The organism is Mesorhizobium sp. WSM4833 (genome assembly GCF_055811095.1).
Map to the genome: position 1 here is coordinate 67989 of NZ_JBVVQG010000006.1, position 23168 is coordinate 91156.

At 62.2% G+C, this 23168-nt stretch carries 25 protein-coding genes and 1 pseudogene; 13 read left to right on the plus strand and 13 right to left on the minus strand.

Annotated elements, in window-relative coordinates:
- Nucleotides 1-738, plus strand: coding sequence for a hypothetical protein (locus AC0L2D_RS13360; protein ID WP_473541291.1), 738 nt, complete (start codon nucleotides 1-3; stop codon nucleotides 736-738).
- A 71-nt stretch (nucleotides 739-809) separates the two neighbouring features.
- Here the strand turns inward: AC0L2D_RS13360 and AC0L2D_RS13365 are convergent, their stop codons facing one another.
- Nucleotides 810-1550, minus strand: coding sequence for a polysaccharide deacetylase family protein (locus AC0L2D_RS13365; protein WP_081714379.1), 741 nt, complete (start codon nucleotides 1548-1550; stop codon nucleotides 810-812).
- Nucleotides 1551-1626: 76 nt separating this feature from the next.
- Nucleotides 1627-3693: a putative bifunctional diguanylate cyclase/phosphodiesterase gene (locus AC0L2D_RS13370; protein ID WP_473541293.1), complete on the minus strand. Its 2067-nt coding sequence runs from the start codon at nucleotides 3691-3693 to the stop codon at nucleotides 1627-1629.
- A 331-nt stretch (nucleotides 3694-4024) separates the two neighbouring features.
- Here AC0L2D_RS13370 and AC0L2D_RS13375 point away from each other — a divergent pair, with 331 nt between their 5' ends.
- Together AC0L2D_RS13375 and tdh are read left to right on the plus strand one after the other, a co-directional pair.
- Nucleotides 4025-5212 carry a glycine C-acetyltransferase gene (locus AC0L2D_RS13375; RefSeq protein ID WP_473541295.1) on the plus strand — a complete coding sequence of 396 codons (1188 nt, stop codon included), beginning with the start codon at nucleotides 4025-4027 and terminating at the stop codon, nucleotides 5210-5212.
- Nucleotides 5213-5264: 52 nt separating this feature from the next.
- On the plus strand, nucleotides 5265-6299 hold the full coding sequence (tdh, locus tag AC0L2D_RS13380; RefSeq protein WP_013532321.1) for an L-threonine 3-dehydrogenase: 1035 nt from the start codon (nucleotides 5265-5267) through the stop codon (nucleotides 6297-6299).
- Between the two features lie 8 nt (nucleotides 6300-6307).
- Here tdh and AC0L2D_RS13385 read toward each other — a convergent pair whose 3' ends face one another.
- A complete protein-coding gene (locus AC0L2D_RS13385) occupies nucleotides 6308-6814 on the minus strand; it encodes a DUF2380 domain-containing protein (RefSeq protein ID WP_013532320.1) in 507 nt (168 codons plus the stop codon).
- A 145-nt stretch (nucleotides 6815-6959) separates the two neighbouring features.
- Entirely contained in the window at nucleotides 6960-7433 is a 474-nt protein-coding gene (locus AC0L2D_RS13390; protein WP_024505603.1) for a MarR family winged helix-turn-helix transcriptional regulator, read from the minus strand.
- Nucleotides 7434-7520: 87 nt separating this feature from the next.
- On the opposite strand from AC0L2D_RS13390, the gene hmgA reads away from it, so the two are divergent.
- The 5 genes and pseudogenes from hmgA to AC0L2D_RS13415 form a co-directional block, all read left to right on the plus strand.
- Nucleotides 7521-8834 carry a homogentisate 1,2-dioxygenase gene (gene hmgA, locus AC0L2D_RS13395; protein ID WP_473541297.1) on the plus strand — a complete coding sequence of 438 codons (1314 nt, stop codon included), beginning with the start codon at nucleotides 7521-7523 and terminating at the stop codon, nucleotides 8832-8834.
- An 11-nt stretch (nucleotides 8835-8845) separates the two neighbouring features.
- Nucleotides 8846-9733: an MBL fold metallo-hydrolase gene (locus AC0L2D_RS13400; protein ID WP_032899759.1), complete on the plus strand. Its 888-nt coding sequence runs from the start codon at nucleotides 8846-8848 to the stop codon at nucleotides 9731-9733.
- Complete coding sequence (locus AC0L2D_RS13405) at nucleotides 9730-10743, plus strand: fumarylacetoacetate hydrolase family protein (RefSeq protein WP_127365974.1); 1014 nt, start codon at nucleotides 9730-9732, stop codon at nucleotides 10741-10743. Before AC0L2D_RS13400 ends, AC0L2D_RS13405 begins: the two co-directional genes overlap by 4 nt.
- A 4-nt stretch (nucleotides 10744-10747) precedes the next feature.
- Nucleotides 10748-11035, plus strand: coding sequence for a hypothetical protein (locus AC0L2D_RS13410; protein ID WP_473541299.1), 288 nt, complete (start codon nucleotides 10748-10750; stop codon nucleotides 11033-11035).
- A 4-nt stretch (nucleotides 11036-11039) separates the two neighbouring features.
- A pseudogene (locus AC0L2D_RS13415) lies at nucleotides 11040-11135 on the plus strand (DinB family protein); the annotation flags it as partial.
- Between the two features lie 27 nt (nucleotides 11136-11162).
- On the opposite strand, the gene AC0L2D_RS13420 reads toward AC0L2D_RS13415, so the two are convergent.
- The 3 genes from AC0L2D_RS13420 to hppD form a co-directional block, all read right to left on the minus strand.
- Nucleotides 11163-11537: a type II toxin-antitoxin system VapC family toxin gene (locus AC0L2D_RS13420; protein WP_013532314.1), complete on the minus strand. Its 375-nt coding sequence runs from the start codon at nucleotides 11535-11537 to the stop codon at nucleotides 11163-11165.
- The gene (locus AC0L2D_RS13425) at nucleotides 11534-11761 is read right to left on the minus strand and encodes a type II toxin-antitoxin system Phd/YefM family antitoxin (protein WP_473541301.1); all 228 of its coding nucleotides are present in this window, start codon (nucleotides 11759-11761) and stop codon (nucleotides 11534-11536) included. The genes AC0L2D_RS13420 and AC0L2D_RS13425 overlap by 4 nt, the downstream gene beginning before the upstream one ends.
- Nucleotides 11762-11823: 62 nt before the next feature.
- Nucleotides 11824-12936, minus strand: a complete 1113-nt coding sequence (gene hppD / locus AC0L2D_RS13430) for a 4-hydroxyphenylpyruvate dioxygenase (RefSeq protein ID WP_473541303.1) — start codon at nucleotides 12934-12936, stop codon at nucleotides 11824-11826.
- Nucleotides 12937-13074: 138 nt separating this feature from the next.
- Between hppD and AC0L2D_RS13435 the strand changes: the two genes are divergently transcribed.
- Nucleotides 13075-13542: an Lrp/AsnC family transcriptional regulator gene (locus tag AC0L2D_RS13435; RefSeq protein ID WP_013532311.1), complete on the plus strand. Its 468-nt coding sequence runs from the start codon at nucleotides 13075-13077 to the stop codon at nucleotides 13540-13542.
- A gap of 77 nt (nucleotides 13543-13619) precedes the next feature.
- On the opposite strand, the gene AC0L2D_RS13440 is transcribed toward AC0L2D_RS13435, so the two are convergent.
- The 4 genes from AC0L2D_RS13440 to aztA all read right to left on the minus strand — a co-directional run bounded on the left by AC0L2D_RS13440 (nucleotide 13620) and on the right by aztA (nucleotide 16759).
- Complete coding sequence (locus AC0L2D_RS13440) at nucleotides 13620-13958, minus strand: protein tyrosine phosphatase family protein (protein WP_473541305.1); 339 nt, start codon at nucleotides 13956-13958, stop codon at nucleotides 13620-13622.
- 150 nt (nucleotides 13959-14108) lie between these two features.
- Nucleotides 14109-15050 (minus strand): zinc ABC transporter substrate-binding protein AztC, encoded by a 942-nt coding sequence (aztC, locus tag AC0L2D_RS13445; protein ID WP_013532309.1) that lies wholly within the window; start codon nucleotides 15048-15050, stop codon nucleotides 14109-14111.
- 27 nt (nucleotides 15051-15077) lie between these two features.
- The gene (gene aztB, locus AC0L2D_RS13450; RefSeq protein ID WP_013532308.1) at nucleotides 15078-15953 is read right to left on the minus strand and encodes a zinc ABC transporter permease AztB; all 876 of its coding nucleotides are present in this window, start codon (nucleotides 15951-15953) and stop codon (nucleotides 15078-15080) included.
- Nucleotides 15953-16759: a zinc ABC transporter ATP-binding protein AztA gene (gene aztA, locus AC0L2D_RS13455; RefSeq protein WP_063167741.1), complete on the minus strand. Its 807-nt coding sequence runs from the start codon at nucleotides 16757-16759 to the stop codon at nucleotides 15953-15955. The genes aztB and aztA overlap by 1 nt, the downstream gene beginning before the upstream one ends.
- A 226-nt stretch (nucleotides 16760-16985) precedes the next feature.
- Between aztA and AC0L2D_RS13460 the strand changes: the two genes are divergently transcribed.
- The gene (locus AC0L2D_RS13460) at nucleotides 16986-17330 is read left to right on the plus strand and encodes a RidA family protein (RefSeq protein ID WP_013532306.1); all 345 of its coding nucleotides are present in this window, start codon (nucleotides 16986-16988) and stop codon (nucleotides 17328-17330) included.
- A gap of 45 nt (nucleotides 17331-17375) precedes the next feature.
- Here the strand turns inward: AC0L2D_RS13460 and hutC are convergent, their stop codons facing one another.
- Together hutC and AC0L2D_RS13470 are read right to left on the minus strand one after the other, a co-directional pair.
- The gene (gene hutC, locus AC0L2D_RS13465) at nucleotides 17376-18113 is read right to left on the minus strand and encodes a histidine utilization repressor (RefSeq protein ID WP_473541309.1); all 738 of its coding nucleotides are present in this window, start codon (nucleotides 18111-18113) and stop codon (nucleotides 17376-17378) included.
- Entirely contained in the window at nucleotides 18110-19465 is a 1356-nt protein-coding gene (locus AC0L2D_RS13470) for a formimidoylglutamate deiminase (RefSeq protein ID WP_473541311.1), read from the minus strand. Before AC0L2D_RS13470 ends, hutC begins: the two co-directional genes overlap by 4 nt.
- 98 nt (nucleotides 19466-19563) lie before the next feature.
- Between AC0L2D_RS13470 and hutI the strand changes: the two genes are divergently transcribed.
- From hutI to hutG, 3 genes are read left to right on the plus strand one after another with little or no spacing between them, the layout of a single operon-like run.
- Nucleotides 19564-20799 carry an imidazolonepropionase gene (gene hutI, locus AC0L2D_RS13475; RefSeq protein WP_063167743.1) on the plus strand — a complete coding sequence of 412 codons (1236 nt, stop codon included), beginning with the start codon at nucleotides 19564-19566 and terminating at the stop codon, nucleotides 20797-20799.
- On the plus strand, nucleotides 20796-22337 hold the full coding sequence (gene hutH, locus AC0L2D_RS13480; protein ID WP_473541312.1) for a histidine ammonia-lyase: 1542 nt from the start codon (nucleotides 20796-20798) through the stop codon (nucleotides 22335-22337). Before hutI ends, hutH begins: the two co-directional genes overlap by 4 nt.
- Entirely contained in the window at nucleotides 22337-23155 is an 819-nt protein-coding gene (gene hutG / locus AC0L2D_RS13485) for an N-formylglutamate deformylase (protein WP_013532301.1), read from the plus strand. The genes hutH and hutG overlap by 1 nt, the downstream gene beginning before the upstream one ends.
- The last annotated feature ends 13 nt before the right edge of the window (nucleotides 23156-23168 follow it).

Here is a 23168-nt window from a genome sequence, read left to right on the forward strand (position 1 = left end):
TTGACCAAAGAAGATCTGTTCGTTCCGCGCCAGACCAACACGGCGCTTTACATCCAGCTATACGAGGCTGGATATCCGCTTGCCGATATCGCCCGGGTGCAGAAGGCGTATCGTGTGTGTTGCGCGATGTTCAACGGCCGTTATCGCAAGACGGGACGGCCTTTCATCTGCCATGCGGTGGGAGCTGCGTCGTCGGTCGCGCATTTCGACAAAAGCGTCGATCTTGTCCTCGCTGCTATGTTTCACGCCGCCTATGACGGAGGCCAGTATCCGGACGGCAAATCCAGCAGGCGAACCGATGCTCACCGCCAGTGGCTGGAGCAAAAAATCGGTCCTCGCGTCGAGGGTCTTGTCGCTCGCGTGGTCGGACTGAAATTCGACACGGGAGATCCCGAGCGCATTGTGGACAAAGGTGTGCCGACCGGCGACGAGGACATTCTGTTCCTGGCGCTTGCCCATGAGGTCGATGACCTGGCGGACGGCGGACTGGCGTTTGCGCCCAAATACGGCCAGTCGATTCGTTCGAGGGTTGCTGCCTGCGCCACTCTGGCCAGGAATCTGGGCCGCGAAAATCTTGCCGCCACCATCGAAGGTTACGGCGCCCGCTACGAGACGATGGCGTGGGCTGCTCCCCTCCAGGAGACGAAGCTGGTGGGCTTTCAGATGACGCCTAATTTGCGCACATACATCAAATTGCGTCGGCACAAGCTGCGCGGGGAATCGATCGAGGTGCTTTGACGCCTTGCCGGCCATGCGACAGCATCGGGTACCGATGCACATCCGCTGAAGAACTTGCCGTCCTCACCGGTTCAGTCGTCGTAGCCCTGGATTGCCCCAAAGGCGTAACGGCGCAGCTTCAGCGCGGCGATCAAATTGGTCAGCTTCGTCTTGCCGTCGAAGCCGTCCTGAAACATCTCGTCATGCATCAGCAGGATCAGCTTGCCGGGCTTGACGAAGCGGCCATAGCCGAACAGATGATCGATCTCGCTGACCAGATGGTCGACGCTCTGCACCGGCTCGCCGTTGTCCTTGTGCACCCATTCATGGTCCCAGCCGTAGAGATAAAAGCCTGAGGCCGCGACAAATTCGTAGTCGGGCTCTTCATGCCCCTCCTGGGCGAGGCCAAGCGAAGTGTCGTTCTTCGACATGGAGGGCAGCCTGAACACGTCGCGCCCCGGCAGCCTTGCATGCACCACGGGCTTCAAGCCGAGCACCGCGTTTGCCCGTACCATGTCGGCGACGACACCCTCGGTGTCGCCGTAGAAATGCCGGTAGTGATTGTAGGCATGGCTGTAGCTGTGGTTGCCGAGCGTCACCAGAGGAAGCTGCTTGGCGCGCTGGACGAGCGCTCTGTTGGCAGCGCTCGCCTGTGCGTGCATGCCGACCATGAATAGGGTTGCAGGAACCTGCTCGGCCTCCAGCACGTCGAGGATGTTGCTTGTGCCGTTCAGCGGCCCATCGTCGAAGGTAAGATAGATGGTGCGATCGGCGCCCTGGGCGGGGGCCGCAAAGATCAGCAGTGCCGCAAGGGCAAACCGAAACGGTGTCATCAGCCCCGATATCCCTGTTGCGATCACGACAAGGCGGCCATCTTCACACGCGGTTGTCAAGGCAGCCCGGCCGTACCTATGCCAGGCTTCCTTGCAGCACCGTCAGCTTGGCCTTCTTCGGCATGCGAGCGGTCAGCCATTCCAGCGCCTTGTCGTGCGGCATCGGGAAGGCGATGGAGTAGCCCTGCACCTGGTCGCAGCCGATCGCCATCAGCGAATCGAGCTCGGCCTCGGTTTCGGCAACCTCCGCGACGATCGAGATGCCGAGGCCACGCGCCAGCTCGGTGATGGCGCGCACGATCTTCGAGTTGTCGCCATTCTCATGGATGTTCTGAACGAAGCGGCGATCGATCTTCAGCCGGTCGATCTCGTTCGGGTTGACATGGCTGAGCGAAGCATAGCCGGTGCCGAAATCATCGAGTTCGAGATGGACGCCGGCTGCCCTGATGTGGCGCAGCTTGGCGGCGATGCCTGTCTTTTCGTCGTCGAGGATGACGGATTCGACGATTTCCAGCGACAGTTTTTGCGGCGGCAGCCCAGCCTTTTCCAGCGTCTCGAACAAGAACGCATCGAAATCGTGCTCGCGCAGCTCGGTGCCGGAAACATTGACGGCAAGCCGTCCGAAGGCAATGCCGGCGCGATTCCATTCGGCCGCCTCGTTGATCGCCTTGGTGATGACGATGCGGCCGATCTCGGGCATGAAGCCGCATTTCTCGGCGACCGGGATGAATTCGCCGGGCGGGATCATGCCGCGCTCCGCATGGTTCCAGCGCACCAGCGCCTCGATGCCGCTGATCGTGCCGTTGGTCAGCGAGACCTGCGGCTGGAAATAGACCTGGAACGCCCGCTCCGCGATGGCGACCTTGATGTCGTGCTCGAGCTGCTTGCGATAATCGAGTTCGCGGCGCAGTTCCTCGGAGAAGAAGGAGAAGTTGCCACCGCCAAGCTTCTTGGCGGAATAAAGCGCCAGGTCGGCATGGACCAGCAAATCCCCAGCATTGTCGGCGTCGATCGGATAGACCGCGATGCCGGCGCTGGCGCCTGGGAGAATGGTCGTGCCCTGGAAGACGATCGGCTCGTTGATGTGCGCCAGGATGCGCCGCGCCAGCATGTTGATGTCTTCGGTGCCGCCGGCGCCGCCGAGGATCATGACGAACTCGTCGCCGCCCAGGCGCACGCACAGATCCGACGCCCGGCAGGAATCGCGCATGCGCTGTGCCGTGACGACCAGCACATAGTCGCCGGCGGCGTGGCCGAGCGTATCGTTGATCTGCTTGAACCGGTCGAGATCGAGCTGGACGACGGCAAGGCGTTCGCGACGCCGGTGCGTGCCCTTGATCAGCGTGTCGAAATGATCGGTCAGGAACGTGCGGTTGTGCAGGCCGGTGAGGCCGTCATGAACCGCGATGAAGGCCATGGAATTGCGCGCGTCGATCAGTTCATGCGTCTTGCGCAGGATGGCGTTCGACATCGGCCTGAAGATGAAGAGCGCCACCAGTATGATGACGCCGATTGTGGCGTAGAACAGCGTGCGATGGAGAGCGAGCAGCTTCTCGGAGCGGTCGTCGGCGTCGGCAGTGATGCGCTGGCCGAGCGCGGCATAACCCGACAAGGTCGCATTGGCGACTGAGGCGTCGAGATTGACGCGTTCGCCGCCGCCCTTGTAACCGCCATTGCCGCTGAATTGCGATTCATAGGCCGAGATCAGGCGGTCGCCATTGGCGATCAGCCCGACGGAGAAATAGTCGAGGTGGAAGGGCTTGGCGAAGAGGACGCTTTCGATCGACTTCGGGTCGAGCTTGGCCGGCGATTGCGGATCGGCTCCTGTCTGATCGAGCAGCAGGTCGTAGTTGGTCTCGAACTCCGCCGTTGCCTGCTTGAGCGCACTGACCAGCGCCGGTTGCTTGTCGCGTGAACCGGCACCCGTTGCACTGGCAAGGAAGACGATGCGCTGCGACAGCGTCTTTTGTGTGCTGACGATGTCGAGCAAGGTGTGATTGTGCTGTTGGGTGGCCATCATCTGCTGCAGCAGTATGAAGGAGGCGATCACCATGGCCGCAATGATCAGCAGGGCCAGCCAATAGCCAGCCTTGATCAGCAGTATGAGCTTGCCTGAAACGGTTTGCACCGGCTGCTGCGACATTTTCGGGGGCGGCCCTCTCGCCTAAGGATTCTTGCCTAGGGATTCTTGTATGAGCACCATTGAACTGCAAACGTTAACAGGACCGGAAATCGACGGCTGTCCGGCAAGGGGCGGCCGTGGAAAGATCGCGGAATGGTTATCGGCTCGTTTAGCACCGTACCGCCATTTGAGCGGTCATCGGCCAGAACCTTTGTCGTGGCGTCGTTCCTCGGCCGCGTGATGATCGACATCGGGGCCGCATCGTGCTGCTTGCCACCGATCCGGTCGTTTTTGCGATGGATTTTTCGCGCGGACGAGACGACAGTCGGCCCACATCAAACGAGGCTAGGTCATGACCGCAGCATTCCTCTCCCACATCGACAGCGAGCTCGCGGGGCTCAAATCGGCAGGCCTCTACAAGTCGGAGCGGGTGATCACTTCGACGCAGTCGGCCGAGATCGAGGTCGGCGGCGACAAGGTGTTGAATTTCTGTGCCAACAACTATCTCGGCCTCGCCGATAGCGCCGATTTGCGCAATGCTGCCAAGCAGGCGCTCGACCGCTATGGCTACGGCATGGCATCGGTGCGCTTCATCTGCGGCACGCAGGAAGAGCACAAGCAGCTCGAATCGACGATTTCCTCCTTCCTCGGCATGGAAGACACCATCCTTTACGGCTCCTGCTTCGATGCCAATGGCGGCCTGTTCGAGACGCTGCTGGGCGAGGAAGACGCCATTATTTCGGATGCCTTGAATCATGCCTCGATCATCGATGGTGTGCGGCTGTCGAAGACCAAACGTTTCCGCTACGCCAACAACGACATGGCCGATCTCGAGGCGCGCCTGAAGGAAGCCCGGGACTGCCGCTTCCGGTTGATCGCCACCGACGGCGTGTTTTCGATGGATGGCATCATCGCCAATCTCAGGGGTGTCTGCGACCTCGCCGAGAAGTATGACGCCATGGTGATGGTCGACGACAGCCATGCCGTCGGCTTCGTCGGCCAGAACGGCCGCGGCTCGGCCGAGCATTGCGGCGTCGAGGGCAGGGTCGACATCATCACCGGGACGCTCGGCAAGGCACTTGGTGGGGCCTCCGGTGGTTACACCTCGGGCAAAAGCCAGGTGGTCGACTGGTTGCGCCAGCGCTCACGGCCGTATCTCTTTTCCAACACGCTGATGCCGGCGATCGCCGGCGCTTCGATCAAGGTGTTCGAGCTGATCAAGGACGGCGATGGGCTGCGCGACAAACTCTACGACAACGCTGCGCGGTTCCGGTCGCAAATGGGCAAGCTCGGCTTCACGCTGGCCGGAGCGGATCATCCGATCATCCCGGTGATGCTGGGCGATGCCAGCCTGGCGCAGGAGATGGCCGCGCGCATGCTGAAGCGCGGCATCTATGTCATCGGCTTCTCCTTCCCGGTGGTGCCAAAGGGGCAGGCGCGCATCCGCACGCAGATGTCGGCGGCGCATTCCAGCGCCGATATCGACCGCGCGGTGGAAGCGTTCGCCGCCGTCGGGCGCGAACTCGGCGTCATTTCCTGACAAGCCGGAATCGAAAAGCGATTCCGGAACAAGAGCTTCAAGGGACAAAAGCATGTCGAACATGATGAAAGCGCTGGTGAAGGCCAAGGCCGAACCAGGCATCTGGATGGAAGAGGTGCCGGTGCCGGAAATCGGCCCTAACGACGTGCTGATCAAGATCAAGAAGACGGCGATCTGCGGCACCGACGTGCACATCTACAATTGGGACCAGTGGGCGCAGAAGACGGTGCCGGTGCCGATGGTGACGGGCCATGAATTCGTCGGCACCGTTGCCGATTTCGGCGCAGCGGTCACCGAATACAAGGTCGGCCAGCGCGTGTCGGGCGAGGGCCACATCGTCTGCGGTCATTGCCGCAACTGTCGCGCCGGGCGAGGGCATCTGTGCCGCAACACGCTCGGCGTCGGCGTCAATCGTCCGGGCGCCTTCGGTGAGTATCTGGCTATCCCGCAGCACAACGTCGTGCCGATCCCCGATGATGTGCCGGACGAGATCGCCGCCATCTTCGATCCGTTGGGCAATGCCGTGCACACGGCACTCTCCTTCGATCTGGTCGGCGAGGACGTGCTGGTCACCGGCGCCGGGCCGATCGGCATCATGGGCGCGCTCGTCGCCCAATGCGTCGGCGCGCGAAAAGTGGTCATCACCGACATCAATCCGGTGCGGCTGGCGCTGGCGAAAAAGCTCGGCGTCCAGCATGTCGTCGACGCGTCCAAGGAAAAGCTGCGCGATGTCATGCCGGCACTCGGCATGACCGAGGGTTTTGATGTCGGCCTCGAAATGTCGGGCGCAGCCCCCGCCTTCCGCGACATGATCGACACCATGAACAACGGCGGCAAGATCGCCATTCTGGGCATTGCGCCGACCGGATTCGAGATCGACTGGAACAAGGTCATCTTCAAGATGCTGCATCTCAAGGGCATCTATGGCCGTGAGATGTTCGAGACCTGGTACAAGATGATCGCGCTGGTGCAGGGGCCGCTGGATGTTTCCGGGCTTATCACGCACCGCATCGGCATCGACGATTTCCAAGCCGGCTTCGATGCAATGCGCAGCGGCAGTTCCGGCAAGGTGGTGATGGATTGGTAGATGCCGCCCTAACGCAGAATTCTGTTTTTCATCAGCCATTTCACGGAGCGGGGCCACGCGTAGTTCGCACCCATGCGAAGATCGGTAAACCCCTCCGAAACATGTTTCCCGGTTTCGGCGTCAAGGATGCGAATGAACATAGTATGTTCTGTTCGGTTGACGCGCGTTACGACACCAAGCAAGGCAAGCGACGCGCCGTGCTCCTTGGCAATCGGGCCTTCACAACCAGCGCAGTTGCGCAATCCGTGCGGCGCCGCAGCCTGTGTATCCCTCGCCGGCACATCAATTACTGTAAAACGCCCAGACTGGGAGAGCATGTCCTTAGCAACTTGTGCTGATTCCGACAGATAGCGCCTGTCATATTCATCCGGGGGAATTATTCCCGCCCCGGCGCTCTTGTCCTCCAATTCGAAAGGGAACACTTCGATCGACATCGGCTTTGTCTGCTGCGCCTGCGCAAATGTGCAGGTGCCTACAAGCAGCGTCACCAGGACACTTAATGTGCGAATGCTCATCGTAGTCCTCCTGTCGGTATGATGGGCATTATACGCGGCCTGACAACGCAAATCACGATTAAATCGAAAGCAATGCTATGCTTCGGGAGTTTCCACGCAGTCTCGCTCGAACTCCGTCGTTCAGAGTGATTGGCTTGATCTTGGACTAACTCTTGCTCGGGACCAGACTGGTCTCCAATGCAGCCAGTCCGCTGGTGATCGCCGTGCGCTCTTCAGCGCTGAGCCTTGCCAGCAAATCCCGTTCGAACGCCTTCGCCAGCGGCACCATCTCGCGATAGGCGGCAAGCCCCGTTCCGGTCAGCGTCAGATGTTCGATACGGCGATCTTTCTCATCAGGTGTCCGCATCAACCAGCGCCGCCGCTCGAGTTCAGCCACGGCGCGTGAAACCTTGGTCTTGTGCATAGCCGATTGCTCGCCGAGTTCGGTCGCAGTCATCGTTCCATGCTGCCCCAGCCCCGAAAGGGTGCGCCATTCCGGCCGCGTCAGGCCATGGCTGTCCTTGTATATCCTCGAAAATTCGCGGCTGACGGCGTCGGCAAGCCGGTAGAGCCGGTAGGGCAGGAAGTTTTCCAGATTGAGAATTTCAGCCGCGTCGGACGCTTCGCTCCTGATCGCCATTTTTCAAAGCCGCCATTGATGGTTACATTTTCGATGGTTACAAATGAAACCAGTTTGGTCAATTGATATCCATTTCGGGAGGAAGCAATGGCCTTTTCCTATATGCCGGGCTTCGGCAACGATTTTGAGACCGAGACGCTGCCCGGCTCGTTGCCGCAGGGACGGAATTCGCCGCAGCGGCCGGCCTACGGCCTCTATGCCGAGCAGCTTTCAGGCTCGCCCTTCACCGCGCCGCGCGGCACCAATGAGCGGTCCTGGCTCTACCGCATCCGGCCGAGCGTCAAGCACACCGGCCGCTTCAAGGCGGCGAGCTATCCCTTGTGGAAGAGTGCGCCCAGTGTCGGCGATCATGAACTGGCGCTCGGCCAGTATCGCTGGAACCCGGTGCCGATGCCGAAGGAGCCGACCGATTTCATCGCCGGTATGCGCAGCATCACAACCGCTGGCGACGTGCTCGGGCAGACCGGCATGGCGGCGCATGTCTATGTCGCCAACACCTCGATGGCGGACGATCATTTTTTCAATGCCGACGGCGAGTTGCTGGTCGTGCCGCAAGTCGGCGCATTGCGCTTCGTCACCGAGATGGGCGTCATTGAGCTGCGGCCCGGCGAGATCGCCGTGCTGCCACGCGGTCTGGTCTTCAAGGTCGAGCTGGTCGACGCCGAAGTGCGCGGCTACGTCTGCGAGAACTACGGCGCCAAGTTGACGCTGCCCGATCGCGGCCCGATCGGCGCCAATTGCCTGGCCAACCCACGCGATTTCAAGACGCCTTGCGCCTGGTTCGAGGAGAAGGAAACGCCGTGCCGGCTGATCGTGAAATGGTGCGGCAATTTCCATGTCACCGAGATCGGCCATTCGCCGCTCGATGTCGTTGCCTGGCACGGCAATTATGCGCCCTACAAATATGATCTGGCGACCTTTTCACCGGTCGGAGCGCTTTTGTTCGACCATCCCGATCCGTCGATCTTCACCGTGTTAACGGCACCAAGCGGCGAGGAGGGCACGGCCAACATCGACTTCGTCATCTTCCCGCCGCGCTGGCTGGTGGCCGAAGATACCTTCCGGCCGCCCTGGTACCACCGCAACATCATGAGCGAGTTCATGGGCCTGATCCACGGCCAGTACGACGCCAAGGAAGAAGGTTTCGTGCCTGGCGGCATCAGCCTGCACAATCTGATGCTGGCCCATGGGCCGGATGCGCCTGGCTTCGAAAAGGCCTCGCGCGCGGAGCTGAAACCGGTCAAGCTCGACAACACCATGGCCTTCATGTTCGAGACCCGATTTCCGCAGATGCTGACCCGCTACGGCGCCGAGCTCGAAACCCGGCAGGACAACTACATCGACTGCTGGGCCGACCTGAAGAAGCGTTTCAACGGCACGCCCGAGGGCGACTGGTCTTGAGCACCGAGCCAATGCCGGATCGGCTGGTGCTTTTGGGCTCGAAGGGTGGCCCGGCATTGCGGCCGGGTGGTCCATGGCCGAGTTCGTCGCTGCTGCAGATCGGCGGCCGCAGCATCGTCGTCGACTGCGGCCTTGGCGTGACGCGTGGTCTGGTCGATGCCGGCATCAGCCTGAAGTCGCTCGACCTGATCTTCATCACGCATCTGCATTCCGACCATGTGCTGGAACTGGGGCCGCTGATCCACACCGCCTGGACGGCGGGCCTCGCGACGCCCGTCGGCGTGTTCGGTCCGCCCGGCACCGGTCATTACTGGCGGCGCTTTTGCCAGGCGATGGAGTTCGACATCGAGATCCGCATCGTTGACGAAGGCCGGCCGGATATTCGCGATCTGGTGTCGATCAGCGAATTCGGCGAAGGCCAGGTGGTCGCGCAGGGCGGCTTGACGGTTTCGGCGCTGCGCGTCGAGCATCCGCCGGTGACCGATTGTTTTGCGCTTCGCTTCGAGCATGGCGCCAAAAGCGTGGTGTTCTCCGGCGACACGGCCTTTTATCCGCCGCTCGCCGATTTTGCCCGAGGCGCCGACATCCTCGTCCACGAAGCCATGCTGGAAGAAGGCATCGAGCGACTGGTGGCCAGGACCGGCAATGGTGCGCGGCTCAGAGAGCATCTGCTCGCCAGCCACAGCTTTGCCGAAGAAGCCGGCAGCATCGCAAGCGATGCCGGCGTGAAGAGATTGGTGCTCAACCATCTCATCCCGGCCGACGATTCTTTGATAGGCGAGGCCGACTGGACTGCCGCTGTCAGGAAAACTTGGAACGGCGACTTGACGATCGCCCGCGACGGTCTTGTTGTGGGCTTAAGCAGCGCCAAAGCTGCAGCAGGAGAGGAAACCGCATGAAGCTTGCCACATTGAAGGACGGGACGCGCGACGGAAAACTCGTCGTCGTCTCGCGCGACCTGACACGCTTCACCGACGCCTCGTTCCTGGTACGCACGCTGCAGGCGGCGCTCGACGACTGGCGGCGCATCGCCCCGCATCTCGCGACGATAGCGGAATCGCTTGAGAACAATGCGATGCCGGCGGAGCGCTTCCACGAACATGACGCCCATTCGCCGCTGCCGCGTGCCTATCAATGGGCCGATGGCTCGGCTTACGTGAACCATGTCGAGCTGGTGCGCAAAGCGCGCGGCGCCGAGATGCCGGCGAGCTTCTGGACCGACCCGCTGATCTACCAGGGCGGCTCGGATTCTTTCATTCCGCCACGTGATCCGATCCGCACGGCTGACGAAGCCTTCGGCATCGACATGGAGGGCGAGGTCGCTGTCATCGTCGACGACGTGCCGATGGGTGCAAGCCTCGAAGAAGCAAAGGCAGCGATCCGACTGGTCATGCTGGTCAACGACGTTACGTTGCGCGCGCTCACCGGACCGGAACTGGCCAAAGGTTTCGGTTTTTTCCAATCAAAGCCGTCCTCGGCGTTTTCACCGGTCGCTGTGACGCCGGACGAACTGGGTGATGCCTGGGACGGCGGCAAGGTCAGCCTGCCGCTGCTTACCGATCTCAACGGCAAGCCGTTCGGCCGCGCCAATGCCGGTATCGACATGACCTTCGACTTTCCTGCGCTGATCGTTCATGCAGCAAGGACACGGCCATTGGCCGCCGGCACGATCATCGGTTCCGGCACCGTCTCCAACAAGCTCGACGGCGGGCCGGGCAAGCCTGTCTCGGCCGGCGGCGCCGGCTATTCCTGCATCGCCGAACTGCGCATGATCGAGACCATTGTGTCAGGCGAAGCCAAAACGCCATTCCTGCGCTTCGGCGACACGGTGCGCATCGAGATGAAGGACAAGGCTGGGCATTCGATCTTCGGTGCCATCGAACAGAAGGTCGAGAAATACGAGAGGTAAGGGCATGACGGGGGTCTATCTGCTGGCCGGTGTCTGGGCACTCGCCATACTGGCGGTCTTCATCCAGGCGATCCGGCTGAGCTATCGCATAGAGGCGCGCTCGCCTGACCTGACCAACCGCAGCGGCTTTCCGCGCAAGGCGATGATGTTCCACACCATCACCAACATGGCCGTCGCGCGGGACGCGGAAACGCAGAGCATGCGTCGGCGTATGAACTGGTTGCTGCTGATCGTTCTTGCTGGATTTGTCGTTATGTGGGCGGGCTTGTATCTGTCGCGGTCAACCGGATGACGTGATGAGCCTGCCCGACTACCCGCGCAGCATGGCCGGCAACAATCTCTGGTCGAACGACCGACTCTACCGCGCGGTATTGTCCCTTCAGCCCGGCGAAAGAGGTCAAGCGGCTGGGCTTGGGCGATCAGGCCAATACGACGTCATAGGCTGAAAATTGCCGATCCGCGGAGACCAACGTCAGGCCTTCAATTTGGGTCTGCGCAATAAGCAGGCGGTCGAAGGGATCGCGGTGGTGAAGCGGCAGATGTTCAAGTCTCGCCGCGTGTAGTTCGTTTACGCCGAGAATCGGAATCCCGTTCGATCGCAGGATGTCCACGATGTCGCCTGTGAGCGTCACTTTGCCGAGCGATTTCTTGATGGCGATCTCGGCCACCGAGACGGCGCTGACGATCACATCCTTGCCTGTGAGAAAGATATCGCGATGATGATCCGAAAGACGTGAATCGGCGTTGAGTACCCAAAGCAGAATATGGGTATCGACCAGATATCTGCGGCTCATTTAATATAATCGTCCCATTCGGGACCGAGTTCATCAAAATCATCCGATATCCAAATCTGGCCTTTCAGGGCGCCAAGCAAGCCTTTGCTCCCACCAGCCCGAACGGGAGCGCTCAAGGTTGCGACAACCTCTCCATGTCGGGTCAGATGGATCTCTTCGCCAGCCTGGGCACGTTTCACCAATTCGGAAAGCTGAGCCTTCGCTTTTGCCATGGGGATATTCATAGATGACCTCTTATGACCAGAATTTAGGTCATAATTGGCCGGGCCGCAAGTGAGTTCGATGGCTATTCCGCCGCCTGAACCTTGATCACCCCGCGCTTGATCTGATCCTGCTCGATCGATTCGAACAGCGCGCGGAAATTGCCTTCGCCAAAACCTTCGTCGCCCTTGCGCTGGATGAACTCGAAGAAGATTGGGCCGATCACGGTTTTCGAGAATATCTGCAGCAGGATCTTGGTCGTGCCGCCGTCGACGACGCCTTCGCCGTCGATCAGGATGCCGTGCTTCTTCATCCGCTCGATCGGTTCGTCATGGCCGTTCACGCGGTCATACGACATGTCGTAGTAGGTTTCAGGCGGGCCGGGCATGAACTTCAGCCCGTTCTCGGCCAGTCTGTCGGTGGCCTCGTAGATTTCGTCGGTGCCGACGGCGATGTGCTGGATGCCTTCGCCATTGTACTTCTTCAGGTACTCGGCGATCTGGCTGGTCTCGTCCTTGGACTCGTTGAGCGGAATGCGGATCTTGCCGCAGGGCGAGGTGATGGCGCGGCTGACCAGGCCGGTGATCTTGCCGTCGATGTCGAAGAAATGGATCTGCTTGAAGCCGAACAGGTTGCGGTAGAAATCCCACCATTTGTCCATCTGGCCGCGATAGACATTGTGGGTCAGGTGATCGAGATAGTAGAAGCCGACGCCTTCCGGCCGCGGGTCGCGCGCACCCAGCCACTCGAACTCGGCGTCATAGGCCGAGCCCTTCTTGCCGTAGGTTTCGATGAAATAGAGCAGCGAGCCGCCAATGCCCACGATCGCCGGCACGTCCAGCGCCTTGTCGGCACCTTCGTAAGGTGTGGCACCCTTGGCAACGGCATGATCGAAGGCGTGTTTGGCGTCGACCACCCGCCAGGCCATCGAGGCGGCGCAAGGGCCGTGCTTGTCGACGAACTTCATCGCATGCGAGCCGGGTTCGGCATTGACGACATAGTTGATGTCGCCCTGGCGCCAGACGGTGATGTCCTTCGTGCGGTGCTTGGCCACCGCGATATAGCCCATGCGGGTGAACAGCTCAGCCAGCTTTTGCGGCTCCGGATGCGCGAATTCGACGAACTCGAACCCATCGGTGCCGGCCGGGTTGTCCTTGCTGATCCTGGCGGGCGGGGCGTCGTGCGGGAAGGGACCCATAATATTCCTCCGAAAGCTGGCCTGGCCTGAAAAGGCGATTTGACACGATGATAACGCGGAGGAGGCGCACGGTGCTTGCATTCAAACGCTTGAAATGATGACGTCATGCGTGAAGCGTGCATGATGTAAGGGAAAGCCATGGATGAGGCGCGCATTGACCAGTTCGACCGCAAGATAATGGCACTGTTGCAGGGTGATGCGCGGCTGACCAACAACGATCTTTCGGAGCGGGTGAACCTGTCGGCGTCGCAATGCTCGCGCCGCCGTCAGCGGCTGGAGGAGGACGGCTTCATCAGGGGCTATCGCGCCGTTCTCGACCGCGACAAGCTCGGTTTTTCCCTGGTCAACGTCATTTCGGTCACGCTCGCCACCCACAATCGCGACAATGCAAGGCGCTTCGGCGAACTGGTGGCGCGGCTGCCCGAAGTGCAGGAAGCGCACGCGCTGACCGGCGAGATGGACTACATCCTGAAAGTGGTGACGCCGGATCTCAAATCATTGTCGGAATTCGTCAACGGCGTGCTACTGCCGCACGAATCCGTGCAGCACGTGAAGACGGCGATCGTGCTGGAGACGCTGAAGGAAACCGGCGCGCTGCCGATTTAATCTGAGCGGATATCATTGATACGTCGGCAGGCCAGAGGGGGTGTGAAGGATCCCCAGCCTAATGACGGAAGGGCCCTTCAACCCTTCGACTGCTGGATCAGTCCATAGAGATTGGTGCAGCGGGCGCCGGAACGGCAATAGGCGAAGACCGGGCCGTCGAGTTCCTCGAGCGCTTCGGCCTGATCCTCGACATTCTCGGCCGTGATCTGGCCGCTGATCACCGGAATGTAGCGGAAGGCGAGGCCTGCGGCTTCGACCGCTGCCCCGACGGTGTCGGCAGAAGGCTGGCCCGGCTGTTCGTCATCGGGCCGGTTGCAGATGACGCTCTTGAAGCCGGCTTTCTTGATGGCGGGGACGTCTTCGGGCTGGATCTGGCCCGAAACCGAATAGTCCTCGCTGATTTCGCGGTATTCCATGGCAGCATCCTCGCAAACTGGTCAGGTGGCAGTCTTGCCACTCCCCGACATGGGCGGCAATCCGTGCCGAAGGATTTCTCTGCCAAATAGACATTGCGTGCCAGAAAATCCAACCGGGCCGATGCGGCCCGGCTGGACGATCCTTCAAACTCAGCTGCCGAGAATAGCGCCTTTGATCTGACGGATGTTGTTGTGCATCATGTCGATATAGGTTGCGGCCGGGCCGTCGGGCTGCGACAGCGCGTCCGAATAGAGCGTGCCGCCGACTTTGATGCCGGTTTCGCTGGCGATTTGCTCGATCAGGCGCGGGTTGGTGATGTTCTCGACGAAGATCGCAGCCGCCTTGTCCTGCTTCACCTGATTGACCAGCTTGGCAACGTCTGCGGCGGATGGTTCGGAGTCGGTTGAGACCCCTTGCGGGGCAAGGAAGGTCAGGCCGTATGCATGTTCGAAATAGCCGAAGGCGTCGTGCGAGGTGATGACGACGCGCTTGCTCTCTGGGATCGAGGCAATTGCCGCTTTCACTTCACCTTCGACCGCATCAAGCTTCTTGGTGTAGGCGGCGGCATTGGTCTGATAGCTGACGCAGCCTTCCGAATCGGCCGCGCAGAAAGCCTCGGCGATGTTCTTCACATAGATCCTGGCGTTGGCAATCGACTGGAATGCGTGGGGATCGGTGACCGTCTTGCCGCCGCCGGTGCCGGCACCTTCGGCCGCGTCGGCATCGGCGAATTCAGGCTTGAAATCGATCGGCGTCACGCCCTTGGTCAAGGTGATGATCGAGGCCTTGGTGGCACTGGCATCGACCAGCCGCTGCAGAAAACCTTCGAAATGCAGGCCGTTGACCAGCACGATGTCGGCCTTGGCCATGGCCACCGCATCGGCCGGGCTCGGCTCGTAGACATGGGCATCGCCATCCGGCCCGACGATGGTGGTGACATCGATGCGGTCGCCGCCGACATTTTTGGCGAAATCGGCAATGACGGTGAAGCTGGCGACCACTTTCAGCGGGGCCGCGAAGGCCGACGATGCGCCAAAGGCGGTTAATGTTATAACGCTCATCGCCAGGGCGGCATGGATGGATTTCAGCATAGAGGGGTCTCCTTCTAGGGGCGGGGATCAGGCCGTTCTGTGACGGTGATGGATGATGCGTGCGCGCAGAATGCCGCGCGTGCCGAACAGGATCGAGGCGAAATAGACGACGCCGGCCGACAGGATGATGGCCGGGCCGGATGGCAGCGAGGCGTGATAGGACAAAAGCAGCCCGGCGACGCAGGATGCGAAGCCGATCAGTACGGCCAGCACGCACATCGGCTCGACGCGAACCGTCCAGAAGCGGGCGGCCGCGGCCGGCAGCATCATCAGCCCAACCGATAGAAGCGTGCCGAGCGCCTGGAAGCCGCCGACGAGGTTGAGTACGACAAGGCCGAGGAAGATGAAATGCACCGGGCTGCCGAGCCGGCTGACCGAGCGCAGGAACAGCGGGTCTAGGCATTCGGCGACCAGCGCCCGCCAGAAGATGGCGAGGCTGACCAGCGTCACCGCGACGATGCCGCCGATCAGCGTCAGGGCCTCGTCATTGAGCGCCAGCACGGTGCCGAACAGCACATGCATGAGATCGACGCTGGAACCGCGGATCGACACCATCAGCACGCCGATGGCGAGCGAAATCAGGTAGAAAGCCGCCATCGAGGCGTCTTCGCGCTGGATGGTGAAACGCGAGACGGCGCCGGCGCCGAGCGCGACGATGACGCCGGCGATCAGGCCGCCGATGGTCATCGGCAGGATTTCCAGCCCATAGAACAGGAAGCCGGCGGCTGCACCGGGCAGGATTGCGTGCGCCATGGCGTCGCCCGACAGGCTCATGCGCCGCAGCATCAGGAAGACGCCGATCGGGCAGGCGCCGAGCGACAGCATCAGCGAACCGATCAACGCCCGCTGCATGAAGGCGAAATCGGCGAAGGGCGCGATGACAAGGCCGTAAAGCATGTCCATCAAGCAGCCCTCGGTCCGACGCCATGTTGGTGATCGTGATCGTGGCCATGGTGATCGTGACCATGAGCGTCCTCGCCCGGCTCGCACCAGGGTGCATTTTCTTCCCAGGCCTCGTGAAAACGGCGGGCGCGCAACAGATTTTCAGGCTTCAGCGTTTCCCGGGTTTCGCCCCAGGCGATCGGCTGGCGGGCCAGAAGCAGCGTTTCGGGGAAATTCTGCCGCACCAGATCCAGATCGTGGACGACGACCATGATGGTGCGTTCCTCGCCATGCCAGTGCTTGATCAGCGCAATGAGGTCGCCGACCGTCTTGGCGTCGACGGCGTTGAAGGGTTCGTCGAGCAGGATGAGGTCGGCGTCCTGCAGCAGGACACGCGCAAACAGCGTGCGCTGCAGTTGGCCGCCCGACAGCGTGTCGATCGGCCGCTTTTCAAAACCGCCGAGGCCCACCGCCATCAGCGCCTTGCTGACGTCATCGCGATCTTCCCTAGTGTAGCGGCCAAGCAGGCCGCGCCGTGGCCACAGGCCGAGCGAAACCAGATCCACCACCCGCGCCGGAAAGGACCGGTCGAGCTCCGATTGCTGCGGCAGATAGGCGGCACGTACACCGGGTGCGCGGACAACCTCGCCGGCCATCGGCTTCAGGACGCCGACAATACCTTTCATCAGCGTCGATTTGCCGGAGCCGTTGGCGCCGACCACAGCGGTCAGCGAGCCCTTGCGGATGGTGCCGTCGAGATGATGGATCGCCGGATGGCTGCCGTAGCCAAGCGTCAGGTCGCGGAATGTCAGGCAGGTATTTGTCATTCTGCGATCCGTAGGCGGCGAAATCCGGCTGCTGGCAGCGGCCGATTGGATATGTGATGTTATTACATTAGTCAACAAGCCAATCCGGCGGAATTGCGGCGGCAGGGTCAACTTGCCGTGTGTGCGTATCATATGCCGTTGGCCCAAGGGGATTCGACCTAGCGACCTTGCCCCAAGCCGGTCGCGACTCTAAAGAAGCGCAACCGCCACAGGAAGGAACCATCCAATGAGCATTCGTCGCATCGATGTCGGCCCGCGCATGAGCCAGATCGTCATCCATGGCAATACCGTCTATCTGGCTGGTCAGGTCGGCCAGCCAACCGGCAATGTCGCTTCGCAGACCAGGGACATCCTGGCGGCTGTCGACGAATTGCTGGCCAAGGCTGGCTCCGACAAGACCAAGATCCTGCAGGCGATCATCTGGCTGGCCGACATGAGCACCTTTGCCGAGATGAACGCGGAATGGGACAAGTGGGTGCCGCAGGGCAACACGCCAGCCCGCGCCACCGGCGAAGCAAAGCTCGCCGCCCCGGAATATCTGGTCGAGATTATTATTACCGCTGCGATTTGAGGCGTTGAAGCTGCCAATCTCCCCCCACGTGGGGGGAGATCAGCCTCACCCCTGCGGCCTGAACCTCGCCACCAGCGTGTGGCTCTCGGCCGCGTAGGTGAAGCGCACATGGGTGACCGGGTGCTCGGCGCTCCACGTCCGTCGCTCGACCACCAGGCAGGGCGCACCGGTTTCTATATCGAGTGCAGCCGCGATATGCCTGTCGGCGGCGACAGCGCGAATCCGGTGCTCGGCTTCGCTCCACGGCACGCGGCCAATCAGCCATGGTCCTGGTGCGGTGGCCACGAATTCCTCGTCCGCTGCCTCGGGCACGGCGGTGAGATTGATCAGCCGCTGTTCATGCGCGAACGGCCGCTCGCCGGCGAAATGACCGCACTCCAGCGCCAGCACCGGTCCGGCCACGCCGAGTTCCAGCAGTGCGCGATCCCCGGTGCTGCTGCGCCTTTTGTGTCGGGCGACGCGCTCGTAGCGATAGGGCAGGCCGAGCGCTTCGACCTCGATGCGGATATCGTGGATTTCCAGCACCGCGGCCTGCGACTGCGGCCGGCGCACAAAGCTGCCTGAGCGGCGGCGGCGCTCGATCAGTCCGGCCTTGGCAAGCTGCGACAGCGCCTTGTTCACCGTCATGCGCGAGCAATTGTATTGCACGCTCAACTCATGCTCGAACGGGATGCGATGACCGGGCGCCCAGGCGCCGGACAGGATTTTCTCGCTGATGTCGGAGAGGATGCGCTGGTGCAGCGAGCCGCCGCCTTCCGCCTCCACAGTGCCGGCCATGCTCATGTCGAAAGCGCCGTCATCACGTTGCGAAAACGCTCAGCGATGGCCTCTCGCTTCACATGCCTGCCGCCGCTAACCTGTTTGCGGCCATGCACCCAGACGCAGTCGACCTTGCTGCCATTGGCGAAGATCCAGGCGTCGAGGATCGCGTCGCCACTCTTGCCGGCCAGCGAGGGATTTTTGGGATCGAGCGAGACAAGATCGGCGGATGCGCCGGCGGCGATCGCGGAAGCACCGGCGCCAAGCGCGACGCTGCCACCGTCGAGCGCGGCGTCGAACAGTGCGCGACCGGTCGAGCCGCCTGCGACCGCCAGCACATTGCGGGCGCGGTGGGCGAGACGCTGCGAATATTCGAGCTGGCGTAACTCGTCGGGCAGGCCGATGAGCACATTGGAATCGGAGCCGACGCCATAGCGGCCGCCATGTTCCCTGAACAGCGGCGCGGCAAAAGTGCCGTCACCGAGATTGGCCTCGGTGATCGGGCACAGGCCGGCGATGGCACCGCTTTTGGCCATGGCAACGGTTTCAGCATCGGTCATGTGGGTGGCGTGGATCAGGCACCAGCGCTTGTCGACTTTGGCATTGGCCAGCAGAAATTCGACCGGCCGCGCGCCCGACCAGGCAAGGCAATCCTCGACTTCTTTCACCTGCTCGGCAATGTGGATGTGGATCGGCCCGTCCGGCGCTAGGGCAGTCACGTCAATCAGTTCTTCCGGTGTCGCGGCGCGAAGGCTGTGCGGAGCGACGCCGACAACAGCCTGATCCAACGCGCGAACCGATTCGCGGCATTTCTCAACAAGCCGCGAGAATCGATTCACATCGTTGATGAATCGCCGCTGGCCTTCGTTTGGTGCGGCACCGTCGAAAGACGAGTGCGCATAAAACACCGGCAAAAGCGTCAGGCCGATGCCTGCCTCGCCGGCCGCGGCCGCAATGCGCTCGGCCATCTCGGCTGGGTTGGCGTAGGGTTTTCCATCGCGGTCGTGATGCAGATAGTGAAATTCGCCGACGCGGGAAAAACCGGCCTCCAGCATCTCGACATAGAGTTGTGCGGCAACCGCCTCGACCTGATCGGGCGTCATCGACAGGGCGAAACGGTACATCACCTCGCGCCAGCTCCAGAAACTGTCGGCGGAGGGGCCGCGAAGCTCGGCAAGGCCGGCCATGCCGCGCTGGAAGGCGTGGCTGTGCAAATTGGGCATGCCGGGTAACAGGATCGCGTGACGTTCGTCGCCGGCTGCCGCCGCAGCAGCGCCAGGCTGAACGGCTGTGATGCGTCCCTCAGCCAGGGTAAGCCGCACATTTTCGCGCCAGCCATCGGGAAGGAGCGCCTGTTCCGCAAAGATCGCTGCCACTTTTCTCTCCGGTTCTCTGTGTCTCATGCGATGAAGGCACTTGCAGTGCGTTTCAATATGTATATACATAATCGTCATCGATTGAAACGGAAAAGATGATGGCTGCAAAGAGCAAAAGCCGGGCAGGGGATCTTCGTCTGTGGCGCAATGCGCGGCTGACGACAATGGCCGACGGGTCTGCCGGACTTGGCGTCGTCGAACATGGCGCGGTCGCTGCGCGTGACGGCCGCATTGTTTATGCCGGCCCCGAGTCGGAGCTGCCCCCGACACTTGCCCAGGGCGCCGAGACGGTTGATTGCGAGGGCCGCTGGATCACACCCGGCCTGATCGACTGCCACACCCATCTGGTCCATGCCGGCAACCGCGCCAACGAATTCGAGATGCGGCTGGCCGGCGCCACTTATGAAGAGGTCGCCCGGGCCGGCGGCGGCATAGTCTCCTCGGTCAAGTCGCTGCGCGCCGCCAGCGAGAGCGAACTGGTCACCCAATCACTGCCACGCCTCGATGCGCTGATCGCCGAGGGCGTAACCACCGTGGAGGTAAAATCAGGCTACGGCCTGGACCTCGAAAACGAGAAGAAGTCGCTGCGTGCCGCACGGCGGCTGGGCAACCAGCGGCCGGTGACGATCCGCACGACCTTCCTCGGCGCCCACGCGCTGCCGCCGGAAGCCAAGGGTGACAAGGATGCCTTTATCGATCTGGTCGCCAAGGAAATTCTCCCGGCGGTTGCCGCCGAGGGGCTGGCCGATGCCGTCGACGGTTTCTGCGAGGGCATCGCCTTTTCGCCGGAACAGATGGCGCGCGTCTTCGATGCTGCAAAGGCGGCCGGCCTGCCGGTCAAGCTTCATGCCGACCAACTGTCCAATTTGCATGGCGCCGAACTCGCCGCCCGTTACGGTGCGCTGTCGGCCGACCATCTCGAATACACCGATGAGGCAGGTGCAGCGGCGATGGCCAAGGCCGGAACCGTGGCGACGATCCTGCCCGGCGCCTACTATTTCATTCGCGAAACCAAGAAGCCGCCGATCGGCCTGTTTCGCCAGCACGGCGTCAGGATGGCTGTCGCCACCGACAACAATCCCGGCACTTCGCCGCTGACCTCGCTGCTTCTGACCATGAACATGGCCGCGACCCTGTTCGGCCTGACCGTCGATGAATGCATTGCCGGCGTCACCCGGGAGGCGGCCCGCGCGCTTGGTTTGCTGGGAGAAACCGGCACGCTGGAAGCCGGAAAATCCGCCGACCTGGCGATCTGGAACATCGAGCGCCCCGCCGAACTCGTCTATCGCATGGGCTTCAACCCGCTGCATGCCCGCATCTGGAGAGGACAATGACCGAACTGACCCTGAAGCCCGGCAATGCGACGCTGGCCGACTGGCGCGCCATCTATCGTGGCGCCGTGCCCAAGCTGGACGATGCCTGCCGGCCGAAAATCAAGGCGAGCGCCGAGGCCGTCGCTAGGATGGTCGCCAAGGGCGAGCCGGTCTATGGCATCAACACCGGCTTCGGCAAACTGGCCAGCGTCCGCATCCCGGCCGAGGATCTCGAGACCTTGCAGCGCAACATCGTCCTGTCGCACGCCGCCGGCGTCGGCGAGCCGATGCCGGTTGCCGTTTGCCGGCTGATGATGGCGCTGAAGCTCGCCAGCCTGGCGCAGGGCGCGTCGGGTGTGCGGCCGCAAACCATCGAGTTGCTGGAAGCGATGCTGGCCAACGACGTCATCCCGGTGGTGCCGGCGCAGGGTTCGGTCGGCGCCTCCGGCGACCTCGCCCCGTTGTCGCACATGACGGCGGTGATGATCGGTGTCGGCGAATGTTTTACCCCACATGGCCGTTTCCCGGCCAAGGTCGCCTTCGTCTCGCATGGACTGGAGCCGGTGGCACTGGGCGCAAAGGAGGGCTTGGCGCTGCTCAACGGCACCCAGTTTTCGACCGCCTATGCGCTGGCCGCCTTGTTCGAGGCCGAAGTGCTCTACCAATCGGCGCTGGTCGCCGGTGCCCTGTCGACCGACGCGGCAAAAGGCTCCGACGCCCCCTTCGATCCGCGCATCCATGTGCTGAGAAAGCATCCCGGCCAGATCGAGACGGCCGACGCCCTGCGCAATCTGATGGCCGGCAGCGCCATCCGTGAATCGCACCGGGTTGGCGACGAACGCGTGCAGGATCCCTATTGCCTGCGCTGCCAGCCGCAGGTGATGGGCGCTGCACTCACCGTGCTGCGCCAGGCGGCCGACACGCTGGGCACCGAAGCCAACGGCGTCACCGACAATCCGCTGATCTTCGCCGAGGATGACACCGCGCTTTCCGGCGGCAATTTCCACGCCGAGCCGGTGGCCTTCGCCGCCGACATGATCGCGCTCGCCGTCTGCGAGATCGGCTCGCTGTCGGAGCGCCGCATCGCCATGCTTGTCGATCCGGCACTTTCCGGCATGCCGGCCTTCCTGACGCCCAAGCCCGGCCTGAACTCCGGCTTCATGATCCCGCAGGTGACGGCGGCGGCGCTCGTTTCCGAAAACAAGCAGAAAGCCTATCCGGCATCAGTCGATTCGATCCCCACCTCGGCCAATCAGGAGGACCATGTTTCGATGGCCGCGCACGGCGCGCGCCGGCTGATCGGCATGGTCGAGAACGCCACCGCGGTGATCGGCATCGAACTGCTGGCCGCGGCCCAAGGCTGCGATTTCCACGCGCCGCTGGCGTCGAGCGACGCCCTGGAGGTGGTGCGCAGGCTGGTGCGGGCCGAAGTGCCGCATCTCGACAATGACCGCCATTTCCACCCCGATATGGAAAAAGCCATCGCCATGGTGCGCAGCGGTGCGGCCATCGAGGCCGCCGGCGGTGTGGCTCTGCCGTCGATTTCCGGAGCGGTGTGATGGCAAGCGCGCCCTGGCTGACGGTCACGCCCGGCACAGCCCCGTTGCTGGTGTCGATACCACACACCGGCATCGACCTCGCCGGCCTTGAGAATCGGCTGGTCTCACCCTGGCTCGGCCGCCGCGACTGCGATTGGTGGATCGATAATCTCTATGACTTTGCCGCCGGCCTCGGGGCGACGGTGGTGCACACCGCGATCTCCCGCACCGTCATCGACGTCAATCGCGATCCCTCCGGCGCCTCGCTTTACCCCGGCCAGGCGACGACGGGCCTTTGCCCGACCGAGACTTTCGATGGCGATCCGCTCTATCGCGAGGGCGAAGAACCGGGGCCGTCGGAGATCGACGAGCGTCGCGAGGAATTCTTCGTGCCGTACCATGCCGCCTTGCAGGCCGAGATCGGCCGGTTGCGCGGGCTACACGAAAAGATCGTGCTCTATGACTGCCACTCGATCCGTTCAGTGCTGCCGCGCCTGTTTGAAGGCACGCTGCCGGTTTTCAATCTCGGCACCAATGACGGCAGGAGCGCCGATCCGACGCTGCAGGCGATGGTCGGCCAGATCATGGCCGAAACCGGTGAAACCTTTGTCATCAACGGCCGCTTCAAGGGCGGCTGGATCACACGCCATTTCGGCCAGCCGCAACAAGGCGTGCACGCACTGCAGATGGAACTCTCCAACCGCATCTATATGCGCGAGCCCGATGGCAAGGGCACGCCGGACAATTGGCCGGTGCCCTATGACGCCGAGTTCGCAGCACCGATCCGCGCCACCCTGCGGAAAATCCTCGAGACCGCGACATCCTGGGCGCGTGTCTGACATCAGGTCCTTT